Raw genomic sequence first — 12,166 nt, 5'->3', positions numbered from 1 at the left:
GGGCGTGCCTGTGGGGGGTGGGGTGGTGAGGAGGTGGGGTGAGTGCGGGCATGCGCGAGCACCGGCCGGGGCGCCGGGCGCGCGGTGGCGCGCCACGGCGATCGGGATCCGTCGGCCAGTCGAGTCGTGCGGACGCGGTGAGCGGTCGGGGCGGGGGACGCCGGTCAGTCGTCGGACTTCGGGCCGCTGCCGCTCACGGCCTCCTCGACGAGCTGCTCCTCACAGGAGCCGAGCCGCCAGTAGCCGGTGAAGGTCACGGCCTTGCGCTCGAATCCGCGTGTCCGCACCAGGTGGCGGCGCATCTCCTTGACGGTCCCGGCCTCGCCCGCGATCCAGGCGTACGGGGCGCCGGAGGGCAGCGGGGTGGCGCGTACGGCGTCCAGCAGCAGGGCGGAGCGCGGGGAGCCGGGGGCGGCGCCGTCCCGGACCAGCCAGGTGATCTCGGCGTCGGCCGCGGTGCGCAGCTCCTGTATGTCCGCGGCGTGCTGGACCTCGATCCACACCTTCGCCGGGGTGCCGGCGGGCAGCCAGTCGAGGATCCCGGCGATGGCGGGCAGCGCGGTCTCGTCGCCGGAGATCAGCACCCAGTCGGTGCCGGGCGGCGGCCGGAAGTCGACCCCGCCGTTGTCCTCGACGACCGGGCCCAGCAGGGTGACGCGGTCGCCGCTCTCGGCGCGCGCGGCCCAGCGGGCGGCCGGGCCGCCGTCGTGGTGCAGCGCGAAGTCGACGTCGATCTCGTCGGGTTCGCGGCGCTGCTCGCGCACGGTGTACGAGCGCATGATGCCGCGTACGGCCGGGTCCATCGCCCGCCAGCTGGCGAACCAGCCCTCGCCGTCCTCGACCGGCACGACCGGGGCGGGCTGGCCGGGGTGCGGGAGGAACAGCTTGAAGCGCTGGTCGCGGCCGCCGGTGGTGAAGGCGCCGAGGCCGGTGCCGCCGAAGGTGATCCGGGACATGGACGGTCCGAGCGCCCGGGTCCGTACGACGTGCGCGTCGAAGAAGCGGAACGGTACGGCGGTGGGGGAGGGGCGGGTGGCGGTGGCTGCGGTGGTCATGGGAGCGACGTCTTCCCTTCGCTTGCCTGGGGGCGGCGCCGGCGGCCGGCCGGCGCCGGTGGCCGGTCGGCCCGGGTCAGCTGACCTTCTTCGCGTCCTGGATGGCCTTGGTGAGGGATTCGACGAGCGGGGCCGCGCCGGCGTAGGAGAAGCGGGGCTCGCTGCTCCAGGGCGTGATCTGGTCCGCCTTGACGGCGGGCAGTTTCGACCACGTCGGCTTGGACGTCAGGGCGCCCGGCTGGAGGGTCGCGGTGCGGTTGTCCAGGAACAGCACATCCGCGTCGTACTTGTCGGCGTTCTCCCAGCTCAGGCTCTCGAAGTAGCCGCCCTTGTCGGTCTTTCGCGGCTGTACGAGGTCGACGCCCAGCTCCTGGAAGTAGATCAGGTCGGCGTTGACCTCCGGGTTGGAGACATAGAAGAGGTCGGCGCTCGCGGAGCAGGCCATGACCCGGATCTTGTGCGACTTGACGGTCTTGCGCAGTTCCTCGGACGCCTTCTCGAAGCGGGCCTTGGCGTCGGTGACCTTCTTGGCCTTGAGGTCGGCGCCCAGCGCCTCGGCCAGCGCCGCGTAGCGCTTGATGGGCTCCAGCATGGAGACCCGGCCGGTGGTGATGGCGCAGCTGGGGGCCAGTTGGAGGATCTTCTTCTTGCTGTCGTCCGGGATGTAGAAGAGCGCGCCCGGGTCGAACATGTTGGTGATCAGCAGATCGGGGCTGAGCGAGGCGTACTTCTCGACGTTGAACTGGCCCCAGGTCTGGCCGAGGCTGGTGAGCCGGTCGACGTCGATGTCCCCGGCCTGCGGGTCGGGCTTGCCGTTCTTCAGCTTGGTGGGGCCGAAGACGCCGGTGATCTGCTTGTCGATCCCGAAGTCGTACAGGGCGGCCGCGGCGGCGACGTAGGCGACGATGTGCTGGGGGGTGCCATCGGTGGTGATCTTCTTCTGGCGGTCGTCGGTGAACGACCAGGAACCGCCGCCCTTTCCGTCGCCGGAGCCCGAACCGCCCTTGCCGCCGCAGGCGGTGACGAGGGCTCCGAGACCGGTGGCGCCGCCCGCGGCGAGGAGACCGCGACGGGAGAGCGGAAGTTCTCTGGCGTGGCGCGTGGACCGCATGGTGGTGCCTTTTCTCAAGACGTACGGGGACGGTGCCCAGGGGACGGCACCCCGAAGGCGTACTTAGGTTAGCCTAACCAACCTGTTTGTCCAGTGGGTGGGTCACCCGGTCCCGTTCGTTCGAGAGGCGGCGACGGTCGTTCAGCGCCGTTTCGCAGGGCCTGTCACAGGTCCAGCACCAGCTTCGGGCCCCGGCAGCGTGAGACGCAGATCATCATCGTCTCGCCCGACGCCCGTTCCTCGTCGGTGAGTACGGAGTCGCGGTGCTCCACCTCGCCCTCGATGACATCCGTCTCACACGTACCACACGTGCCCTCCTCGCAGGAGTACAAAACAGGCACCCCCGCCGCCTCCAGGGTGCGCAGCACGCTCTGTCCGGGTTCGACGGTGAGGGACCGTCCGGACCGGTCGAGGACCACTTCGAAGCCGCCGGAGCCGCCGGAGCCGCCGGAGCCGCCGGAGCCGGCGGACTCCGCGTCCGCCGGGCGGGGCTGGAACCGCTCGGTGCGCAGCGCGCCCGGCGGCCAGGCGCGGCACCGCTCCTCGGCGGCCCGCAGCAGCGGCTCCGGGCCGCAGCAGTAGACCAGGGTGCCGGGATCGGGTTCGGCGAGATACGCGGCGAGGTCGAGCAGCCCCGCCTCGTCCTGCGGCACCAGCCGCACCTTTCCGCCGTAGGCGTCGGCGAGTTGGTCCGCGAACGCCATGGAGGCGCGGGTGCGCCCGCCGTACAGCAGCGTCCAGTCGGCGCCCGCGGCCTCGGCGGCGGCCGTCATCGGGAGGATCGGGGTGATGCCGATGCCGCCCGCGACGAACAGATAGCGGGCGGCGGGGCGCAGCGCGAAGTGGTTGCGCGGCCCGCGCACCCGCACCCGCGCGCCCTCGGTGAGCGTGTCGTGGACCCGGGCGGAACCGCCCCGTCCGTCGGGTGCGCGCAGCACCGCGATCCGCCAGGACGCCCCGTCCGCCGGGTCCCCGCACAGCGAGTACTGCCGGACCAGTCCGTCTTCGAGGACGAGGTCGACATGGGCGCCGGGCTCCCAGCCGGGCAGCTCACGCCCCGCCGGATGACGGAGCGTGAGCGTCACCACGTCCTGCGCGGCGTCGGCCCGGGCGGCCACCAGCAGGGTCTCGTCGTACTCGTGGCCTTCGGTGGCGCTGCTCACGCGGCGGTACCTTTCTGCGCGGGGCCGGGTTCGGGCAGGTGCGGGGTGTGTCCTTCGGGGTGCGCGAGCATCCACTGCCACAGCTCGACCGGGTCCTGTGCGGTGCGCTCGGCGCCGCAGTGGCAGACGCCGTGCAGGACATCGGTGCCGGGCAGCCAGTCGATCCGGTAGACCTCGGCGCTGGGGGCGCCGCTCATGGCGCGGCCGTGGCCGCCGGGCCGGGTGTCGCCGGGCCAGGTGTCGCCCGGACGGGCGCCGGGGTGGTGCGCTGCTCGTCCTCGGCGGCGAGGCGGGCGAGGATGCGGCGCGCGGCCAGGCCGCCGGTGTCGATGTTGATGCTCAGCTCCTGGTAGCCCTCGCGCTCGGTGTCCAGCGCCTTCTGGAGCAGGTTCAGCGCGTCCACGTCCTGGGTCACCACGGTGCGGTTGAAGTCGTGCAGGAAGGTGGTCACTTCCTCGTCGTCCTGGGCGAAGTCCCGGGAGACGGCCCAGAAGTCGTACACCGTGCGGTCGGTGGAGGGCGTGATGGCGTACGTGATCTCCACGTGGAAGGCGTCCGGATCGGAGCCGTCGGCCTCCGGCAGCACCCCGACCGGGGCGATGCGGCTGTGCAGCAGATACAGACAGGGCGCGTGGTATTCGATGTCCTGCCAGCGGGTGATGCGGCCCTCGATGCCGGTGGAGCGGGCGTAGAAGGGAGGGCATTCGGCGTCGTCCATGTGGCGGCTGACCCGCACGATGCCCGCGCCCTCGTCGACCTCGGTGGTGATGGGCGTCTCCGCGACTTCGGGGGTGCCGATGTAGCCGCCGTGCAGATACGTCTCGTGGGAGAGGTCCATCAGATTGTCCACGAGCAGCCCGTATCCGGCGTCGATCGGCTCCATGCCGCCGACCGTCGTCCAGCGCGGATCGGCGAGCCAGGGGGCGCGGGGGATCGCGGCCGGGTCGGCGAGCGCCGGATCGCCGATCCACACCCACACCAGCGAGTCCTGCTCGACGACGGGGTACGAGGCCACCCGGGCGGTGCGCGGGACGCGCTTCTGGCCGGGCACGAACACACAGGTGCCGGCGGTGTCGTAGGTGAAGCCGTGGTAGCCGCAGACGACCTTGTCGCCGTCGAGGCGGCCGGCCGAGAGCGGATAGCGGCGGTGCACACAGCGGTCGGCGAGCGCGACGACCGTGCCGCCCTCCGGGCCGTCCGGCTCGGTGCGGTAGAAGGCGATGGGCTCGTTCAGGATGGTGCGCGCCAGCAGCTCGCGGCCGATCTCCCGGCCGTAGGCGGCGACGTACCACTGGTTCCGTGCGAATGCGGTCATGCACAGCAGCGTGGTGACGGGGGTCACGCACGGGCAACGGCCCTTCCACTGAGTGGAAGGGCCGCCGGGGCGGTGGGCTCAGCTGCCGAACTGCCAGAAGACGGAGTGGTCCAGGGTCATCAGGACGATCAGCAGGATCACGTCGGCGATGCCGAGCGCGATGCCGAGCAGCGCGCGGCCCCGGCGCTGGGTCCCCCGGGCGATCGCCAGCGTTCCGAGGACGATGGCGCAGGGCCCGAAGACCGCGTTGAACAGGAGGGCGCCGATCAGGCCGAGCACGAAGGAGGCGACGGCCATGCCGTCGGCGTCCCGGCGCGCGCGGACCGGCGACGTGCGGCTGGGTGCGGTGAGTGCCATGGGTCAGCTCCCCTTGTGTCCGGTGCGTTCACGGATGAAGAAGATGAGCAGCCATGCGCCGATGACGCCGGAGGCGGCGAGGAAGACCGGGAGCGGGGTGTGTGCCGCCGCGCCCAGCAGAACCCCCATCAGGGCGAGAGCCGCGACGATGAAGAGCATGTGAGCCTCTCGTGGTGGTGGATCCTGAGCGGGATACTCATTAAGTGAACAACTGGATTCACAACTGTTCACTGACATCTAAGGTACCCCCGGAGAGGCCTGGCCAATGTCGGCGAACACCTGTTTACTGGAATGATATGAGTCACACATGCGGGATCCGCGAGGCACGGAAGCAGAAATCGCGCCGCGCGCTGCTCGACGCGGCGCTGGGGCTGCTGGAGGACCAGAGCCTCAGCAGCCTGGGCCTGCGGGAGCTGACCCGGGTGGTGGGCATGGCCCCGGCCGCCTTCTACCGGCACTTCCGGGACATGGCGGACCTGGGCGTGGCCCTGGTCGAGGAGTCCCTGGGCAGTCTCCAGGGCATGGTCCGCGCCATCCTCGCCGAGCGGGACGGGGATGAGGAGCGGATCGACGCGGTGATGGAAGTGGTCGCCGAGCATGTGCGCCACCACCCCACCCACATCCGCTTCATCGCGCGCGAACGGCACGGCGGCGTGCGGCCGGTGCGGGCGGCGATCGCCGCCGAGCTGGGCCTGCTGGTCGACGAGGTCGCCGCAGCCTTCGCGCCCCGGCTCACCCCGGCGGGCTGGCCGCCGGAGGACGTGGCGATGCTGGCCGAGCTGTACGTCGACCGCATGGTGACGACGGCGACCGCGCTCATGGAGGCCCAGGACGACGAGCGGGAGCGCGAGCGGATCGCCGACACCGCCCGTAAGCAGCTGCTGCTGATCAGCCTCGGGCGCCGGTACTGGCGCGGCGCGTGACCTCGACGCGGTAGGAGCCGTCCGCGTCCCGGCCGGTGACGCGGAACCGTACGCGCACGCCGCCCGCGCCCCCCTCGTACGTCTCGCCGGGGCCGAAGGCCGCGTCGCTGAGCCCCGGGTGGACGTTGCGCTCCTGGGTGCAGCCGTGGCCGCCGGGGGAGCTGTCCAGGACGGTGACCGGGCCGCCGCCCGAGTCGATACCGGTGTCCACCCAGGTCACCAGGACGCCGGGCTTGCACACCGCCTCGTCGTTGCCGCCGCCGGTGCGCGCCTCCAGGGCGTATCCGGCGGAGTCCGAGACCGGGACGAAGACGAGCTTGGTGCCCTCCGGCCGGTGCAGCGGCGACAGCACGTGCACCGTGGTGCCGGGGCGGGCGGCGCAGTGGACCTGGCTGATGCCGAGCCAGCCGAGCTTCCACTTGTGCCAGGCCAGCAGGTCGTTGCCGGCGCCCCAGTCCTCGGACATCACGTCCCAGTGGCCGACGTTGTCGCCGCCGCCGCGGGTGTAGAGATCGGGGAGTCCGAAGACATGGCCGTTCTCGTGCGGAAGGACCCGGAAGCCGGTCTTCCGGAGGGAACCGGAGCCGTCGTCCTGACGGCTGTAGACAAAGGAGACATTGGCCAGCGGAACCCCGTCCGCGACCGGGGCGCGCTGGTTGTCGGCGTACGTCACGGAGAGCACCGCATGCGCGGCGGGCGGCCCGGCGTTCGGCGTGACCAGGACGTTCACCAGGTCGTAGCGGCGGAAGTCCACCTTCGCGTCGGCCGTCCTCGCTATGTCGGCGACCAGCTTGCGGTAGCCGGGTTCGAAGGGGCTGCCGCGCTTTATGCCGTACGAGCGGAACGAGTGCGGCATGCGCAGCCAGTGGCCGATCGGCATCGCGGGCCGGTAGTCGAGCCGTCCGTAGGAACTGCGGGCGAACCACCGTGAGGTCTGCGGGAAGAACTCCTCGAAGCGCTCGCGGGCCGTGCCCTTGCCGCGCACATCCGGAAAGTCGATCATCAGGTTGAGGGCGTCGACCGTTCCCGTACTGCGGCTGTAGCCGCGGTTGGTGGGGATGCCCTCGGACATCTGCAGCCCGGGTTCGGGGGCGAGGGAGCAGGGTGCCAGTGATCCGGCCTTCGCCGTGGTCACCGGCGCCGGGGCCCGCTCGGCGGCGGCCGGTTTCCCCGGACGCGGCATCGCCGCCGGGGCGACCACCGCGACCGTGAGCACGGTCGCGGCGATGAACGCGCTGCCTCGGCGGAGCCTGCGTATTCGAGGGCGGGGGCCCTCGGGGGTCTGCTTCATCGCCGCCCACGGTGTGCCGGAGCGTGCCGGGGCGCCCGTGGGGTGCGTCCGGGCGGGCGAATCGACTGGGCCGGGCGGGCGAAACGGGCACGCATCAGGTGTGACGCGGGTCACCTGCGGACTGTGAAATTCCGAGGACTGGTTCCCCGTTTAAACCGGTGACCGAACAAACGGGGACTGACTCCCCGGAAATATTGAACCTCGAATCGTTCGCCTCGAATCATCCGATGCCGGGACGATCGGACACAGAAAGGGGAGCTGTCATGACCGGAGCCACCGCCGCACAGGCCGCGGAGCGCGCACGGCACGCACCGCCCCGACTGCGCGCCGACGCCCTGCGCAACCGGGAGCGGATCGTCGGCGCCGCCCGCGAGGTGCTCGTCGAGTACGGGGCCGAGGTCCCGCTCGATGAAATCGCTCGACGGGCGGGAGTCGGCAATGCCACCATTTACCGGCACTTCGCGGACCGCCGTGAACTGATCCATCAGGTGACCCTGTCGGTGATGTCCCGCGTCGCCGAACAAGCCGAATCGGCCCTGGCCGAGGAGCCCGACGCCTTCCTGGCGCTGGGGCGCTTCGTCCACGCGGCCGCGGACGAGCGGATCGGCGCGCTGTGCCCCCTGCTCTCCGACGGCATCGACAAGGAGCACCCTGACCACATCGCCGCCCGCGACCGTCTGGACGCCGGTATCGACGCCCTGATGGGGGCCGCCCGAGCGGCCGGCCGCCTGCGCGCCGACATCGACGTCGGCGATCTCATGGTCGCGCTCACCCAGCTCACCCGGCCGCTGCCCGGCAGCGGCTGTGTGGACTTCGACGCCTTCGTGCACCGGCATCTGCAGCTGTTCCTGGACGGTCTGTCGGCCCCGGCGCGCTCCGAACTTCCCGGTTCTGCCGTCACCTTGGAGGATCTGCAGCACCGGCCGTGACGTAGCTCGCACCCGGCCGCTCACCGAACACCGCTTACTTCCGCGCGTCCACCGGTCTTCCTTGTGTGCGACGCCGCACATCGTCAGCTTTCACCTCGTCCCGGCTCTCATTCCTTCTGCTCATTCCCTGACTCCGCCCGGCCCGAGCCGGGTGTCAAACGTCCCGTTTATCACTCTCCGCACCGCTAGGTAGGCCCACCCATGCCTGAAACGGCCCTGAACAAGGCCCCATACGCCGACCCCCGGCGCTGGAAAGCGCTGATATTCATCGCCCTCGCGCAGCTGATGGTCGTCCTCGACGCGACCATCGTGAACATCGCCCTGCCCTCGGCCCAGGCCGACCTGCACATCTCCGACGGCAACAAGCAGTGGGTCATCACCGCCTACGCCCTCGCCTTCGGCGGCCTGCTGCTGTTCGGCGGCCGGATCGCGGACCTGTGGGGCCGTAAGCAGACCTTCATCATCGGGCTCATCGGCTTCGCCGCGGCCTCGGCGCTCGGCGGCGCCGCGGTGGGCAGCGGCATGCTGCTCGGCGCCCGCGCCCTGCAGGGCGTCTTCGGCGCGCTGCTCGCGCCCTCCGCGCTCTCGCTGCTCGCCGTGATGTTCACCGACCCCAAGGAGCGGGCCAAGGCGTTCGGTGTCTTCGGCGCCATCGCGGGCGGCGGCGGTGCCGTGGGCCTCATCCTCGGCGGTGTCCTCACCGAATACCTGGACTGGCGCTGGACGTTCTTCGTCAACATCCCGTTCGCCATCGTCGCCGCGGTCGGCGCGATCTCCGTGATCCGCGAGCCCAGCGAGAGCCGTAACCCCTCCAAGCTGGACGTCCCCGGTGTGCTGCTGGCCACCTCGGGCCTGGTCGCGCTGGTCTACGCCTTCACCCGCGCCGAGTCCGACGGCTGGACCGCGGGCCCGACCGTCGCGCTGTACGTCGCGGCCGCCGTGCTGCTGACCGCCTTCGTGATCGTCGAGTCCCGGGTCAAGACGCCGCTGCTGCCGCTGCGCGTCGTCACCGACCGCAACCGCGGCGGGGTCTACGCCTCGCTGGGCCTCGCCATCATCGGCATGTTCGGTCTGTTCCTCTTCCTCACCTACTACATGCAGATCGTCAAGGGGTACAGCCCGGTCCAGACCGGTCTGGCCTTCCTGCCGATGGTCGCGGGCATGATCACCGGATCGACGCAGATCGGCGCCCGGCTGATGACCCGGGTTCCGCCGCGGCTGCTGATGGGCCCGGGCTTCCTGGTCGCCGCGTCCGGCATGCTGCTGCTGACCCAGATCGACCTGGACAGCTCGTACCCGGCGCTGATCCTGCCCGCGATCATGCTGCTCGGCCTCGGCATGGGCACGGCGTTCATGCCCGCGATGAGCCTGGCCACCCATGGTGTCGAGCCGCGTGACGCGGGCGTCGCCTCCGCGATGGTCAACACCTCGCAGCAGGTGGGCGGTGCGATCGGCACCGCGCTGCTCAACACCATCGCCGCCAGCGCCACCACGGCCTACGCCAAGGGCCACATGGCCACGGCCTCGTCGCCGAAGCTGCTGCAGCTGCAGTCGATGGTGCACGGCTACACCGCGGCCATCGCCTGGGCGGTCGCCATCCTGCTGCTGGCCGCGGCGATCGCCACGACGCTGATCAGCGCCGGGAGGCAGGACGGCGGCGGCGCGATCGCCGGTTCGGCCGACGGGGCGGTGGAGGACGCCGTGCCGGTCATGGCGCACTGACGACGCGTACGGACGCATGGGCCCCGCTCCCCGGCATTCGCCCGGTGGAGCGGGGCCCAGGTGCGCCTTTGGGTCAGCGCAGCCAGGGGAGATCGGCGCCCTCGGGCTGGAGCCCGTCGGCGATGATCTGGCAGACGTCGCCGAACTGGGCGATCTGCTCCGAGGTGAGCCGGTCGAAGATCGCCGAGCGGACGGCGTGGACATGGCCGGGCGCGGTCTGCTTGAGGACGTCGAATCCCTTCTCGGTGAGGACCGCGTTCTGCCCGCGCTTGTCGGAGGGGCAGTCCTCGCGCCGCACCCAGCCGTCCTTCTCCATGCGGGTGATGGCGTGGGAGAGCCGGGAACGGGTGATCTTGGCGGCCTCGGCCAGTTCCGTCATCCGCATCTGGTGGCGCGGCGCCCAGGAGAGCTTCACCAGGAGGCTGTAGTAGATGTGCGGCATGCCCGCGTCGCGCTGCAGCTGACGGTCGAGATGGTCTTCCAGCAACATCCTGGCCTGGACGTACGCGAGCCAGGCGCGCTGCTCGTCATCGTTCAGCCAGCGGGGCTCGTCGGTGTCGGTGCCTGTTCCGGTGTCTGTTTCTGCGTCTGTGTCTGCGTCTGCGGGGGAGTTCATGGCGTCCACATCGTTCAGTGTAAAGACTACTTCTTGAATTTTAAACAAGTGTGCTATACCGTGAAGTCGACTGTTGCTTGAGACTTCAAGCTTTCTGATGTTCGTCTGGCCGAGGAGCCGCCGCCGTGTCGCGCATGCCCGCCCTCTATCTCAGCCATGGTGCTCCGCCGCTCGCCGATGATCCGGTCTGGCCCGGACAGCTCGCCGCCTGGGCGGCGGACCTGCCCCGTCCCACCGCCATTTTGATGATCTCCGCGCACTGGGAGGAAGCCCCGCTCGCCATCGGCGCCACCGAAACGGTTCCGCTGGTCTACGACTTCTGGGGCTTCCCCGAGCACTACTACCGGGTCCGCTACGCCGCGCCCGGCGCGCCCGAGCTGGCCGAGCGCGTCCGCAAGACGCTGCGTACCGCGGGCACTCCCGTCCAGGACATCCCCGGCCGGGGGCTCGATCACGGCGCCTACGTACCGCTCGTCGAGATGTACCCGGACGCCGACATTCCCGTCCTCCAGGTCTCGATGCCGACCCTGGACCCGCGGAAGCTGATGGACATCGGCCGCAAGCTCGCCCCGCTGCGCGACGAGGGGGTGCTGATCGTCGGCAGCGGCTTCTTCACCCACAACCTGGCCGCGCTGCGCCACGCCGGCCCGACGCCGCCCGGCTGGTCGACCGAGTTCGACGACTGGGGGCGGCGCGCCCTCGCCGGGCAGGACATCGACGCCTTGCTGGACTTCGAGCACGCATCCCCCAGCGGCTCCCTCGCCCACCCGCGCACCGAGCACTTCGCCCCGCTGTTCGTCACGCTGGGCGCGGCGGAGTCGGAGCTGGACAGCCAGCGGAGCGTGATCGACGGCTTCTGGATGGGGCTGGCGAAGCGGTCGCTGCAGCTCGGCTGAGGCCGGGCGGGCGGCTCCGCCCGGCGCTCCGCCCGTTCGGTCCGCTCATTCCTCCCGGGCGTGGAAGACGTAGAACGACGCCGCCGCCATCGCCAGCGCCACCGCGAGGGCGATGACGGACGCCCGGGCCACGGTCGCCCCGCTCAGGCAGTACAGGAAGCCGATCACGCAGCCGAGGAGCGCTCCGTACAGCCCCGCCCTGACCTCCGGCAGCAGCCGTCCCTGGATCCGCCCGACCAGATAGCAGGCCACGCCGACGACGACGGCCCCGACCAGGCCGAGGAGCCCGGCGGCGAGCACCGTCGCGCCCTGGTTGTGACCGATGAACATCGCGTAGCCGCCGCTGAGGACACCCAGCACGACGGGGACCACCCAGGACGCGGAGGCGTGGAGCCGGGTGGCGGGGAGATGCGGCCGGTGGCGCCCCCGGGCCGGGGACGCCTTCATGACAGGACTCATGGCAGGACCTCCTCCCCTCAAGCGCACACCCGCCCCGGGCCTCCGGCAACCGGTCCGGGCAACCAGAAGGCCATGGGATCCGTCTTGTGGGAGGGGAGGCGAGGTGGGAAGGCGGGGGAAGGCGGCCGCTCCGGCGCGATCGGCGCCCCTGACCTGCGTTTCTCGACGCTGTCGCCTCGCACTGAACCCCCTGTGGCGGCACAGGGTACTGCATGATCGTAAAAAGGTGGGCGCGGCTTGGGAATTCTGTCCGGATTCCAGTCGTTGTTTCCATCGGACGGGGCACCCGCCCAGGGAAGGTCCGTTCATAGTCCGCGCCCGATCCATCT

Annotated in this window: 14 protein-coding genes; 4 read left to right on the top strand and 10 right to left on the bottom strand. The window is 71.0% G+C overall.

Annotation, left to right across the window (positions count from 1 at the left end):
• Positions 1–164: 164 nt before the first annotated feature.
• The 7 genes from ASC60_RS09060 to ASC60_RS42120 all read right to left on the bottom strand — a co-directional run bounded on the left by ASC60_RS09060 (position 165) and on the right by ASC60_RS42120 (position 5,160).
• Complete coding sequence (locus ASC60_RS09060; protein ID WP_055548592.1) at positions 165–1,055, bottom strand: siderophore-interacting protein; 891 nt, start codon at positions 1,053–1,055, stop codon at positions 165–167.
• A 76-nt stretch (positions 1,056–1,131) separates the two neighbouring features.
• Positions 1,132–2,166, bottom strand: a complete 1,035-nt coding sequence (locus ASC60_RS09055; RefSeq protein ID WP_055548590.1) for an ABC transporter substrate-binding protein — start codon at positions 2,164–2,166, stop codon at positions 1,132–1,134.
• 164 nt (positions 2,167–2,330) lie between these two features.
• On the bottom strand, positions 2,331–3,329 hold the full coding sequence (locus ASC60_RS09050; RefSeq protein ID WP_055548589.1) for a PDR/VanB family oxidoreductase: 999 nt from the start codon (positions 3,327–3,329) through the stop codon (positions 2,331–2,333).
• Positions 3,326–3,526, bottom strand: a complete 201-nt coding sequence (locus ASC60_RS09045) for a hypothetical protein (protein ID WP_055548587.1) — start codon at positions 3,524–3,526, stop codon at positions 3,326–3,328. Before ASC60_RS09045 ends, ASC60_RS09050 begins: the two co-directional genes overlap by 4 nt.
• The gene (locus tag ASC60_RS09040; RefSeq protein ID WP_055548823.1) at positions 3,523–4,644 is read right to left on the bottom strand and encodes an aromatic ring-hydroxylating dioxygenase subunit alpha; all 1,122 of its coding nucleotides are present in this window, start codon (positions 4,642–4,644) and stop codon (positions 3,523–3,525) included. Before ASC60_RS09040 ends, ASC60_RS09045 begins: the two co-directional genes overlap by 4 nt.
• Positions 4,645–4,722: 78 nt before the next feature.
• On the bottom strand, positions 4,723–5,001 hold the full coding sequence (locus ASC60_RS09035) for a DUF4190 domain-containing protein (protein ID WP_055548585.1): 279 nt from the start codon (positions 4,999–5,001) through the stop codon (positions 4,723–4,725).
• 3 nt (positions 5,002–5,004) lie between these two features.
• On the bottom strand, positions 5,005–5,160 hold the full coding sequence (locus tag ASC60_RS42120; protein ID WP_199830898.1) for a hypothetical protein: 156 nt from the start codon (positions 5,158–5,160) through the stop codon (positions 5,005–5,007).
• 137 nt (positions 5,161–5,297) lie between these two features.
• On the opposite strand from ASC60_RS42120, the gene ASC60_RS09030 reads away from it, so the two are divergent.
• Complete coding sequence (locus ASC60_RS09030) at positions 5,298–5,924, top strand: TetR family transcriptional regulator (RefSeq protein WP_055548583.1); 627 nt, start codon at positions 5,298–5,300, stop codon at positions 5,922–5,924.
• Here the strand turns inward: ASC60_RS09030 and ASC60_RS09025 are convergent.
• Entirely contained in the window at positions 5,890–7,215 is a 1,326-nt protein-coding gene (locus ASC60_RS09025; protein ID WP_055548581.1) for a M6 family metalloprotease domain-containing protein, read from the bottom strand. The two genes, ASC60_RS09030 and ASC60_RS09025, sit on opposite strands and share 35 nt — an antisense overlap.
• 263 nt (positions 7,216–7,478) lie before the next feature.
• Here ASC60_RS09025 and ASC60_RS09020 point away from each other — a divergent pair, with 263 nt between their 5' ends.
• Both ASC60_RS09020 and ASC60_RS09015 read left to right on the top strand, forming a co-directional pair.
• Positions 7,479–8,144: a TetR/AcrR family transcriptional regulator gene (locus tag ASC60_RS09020; RefSeq protein WP_055548579.1), complete on the top strand. Its 666-nt coding sequence runs from the start codon at positions 7,479–7,481 to the stop codon at positions 8,142–8,144.
• A gap of 201 nt (positions 8,145–8,345) precedes the next feature.
• On the top strand, positions 8,346–9,866 hold the full coding sequence (locus ASC60_RS09015; RefSeq protein WP_055548576.1) for an MFS transporter: 1,521 nt from the start codon (positions 8,346–8,348) through the stop codon (positions 9,864–9,866).
• Positions 9,867–9,939: 73 nt separating this feature from the next.
• On the opposite strand, the gene ASC60_RS09010 is transcribed toward ASC60_RS09015, so the two are convergent.
• Positions 9,940–10,482, bottom strand: a complete 543-nt coding sequence (locus tag ASC60_RS09010) for a MarR family winged helix-turn-helix transcriptional regulator (RefSeq protein ID WP_079038287.1) — start codon at positions 10,480–10,482, stop codon at positions 9,940–9,942.
• Between the two features lie 134 nt (positions 10,483–10,616).
• Between ASC60_RS09010 and ASC60_RS09005 the strand changes: the two genes are divergently transcribed.
• Positions 10,617–11,378: a dioxygenase gene (locus tag ASC60_RS09005; protein ID WP_055548819.1), complete on the top strand. Its 762-nt coding sequence runs from the start codon at positions 10,617–10,619 to the stop codon at positions 11,376–11,378.
• Between the two features lie 45 nt (positions 11,379–11,423).
• Here ASC60_RS09005 and ASC60_RS09000 read toward each other — a convergent pair whose 3' ends face one another.
• On the bottom strand, positions 11,424–11,837 hold the full coding sequence (locus ASC60_RS09000; protein WP_234356850.1) for a hypothetical protein: 414 nt from the start codon (positions 11,835–11,837) through the stop codon (positions 11,424–11,426).
• Positions 11,838–12,166 lie beyond the last annotated feature (329 nt).

Source organism: Streptomyces sp. NBRC 110028, assembly GCF_001417735.1.
Classification (GTDB): domain Bacteria; phylum Actinomycetota; class Actinomycetes; order Streptomycetales; family Streptomycetaceae; genus Streptomyces.
The sequence above is the reverse complement of the archived record's forward strand: the minus strand, read 5'-3'. Positions and strand labels throughout refer to the sequence as shown.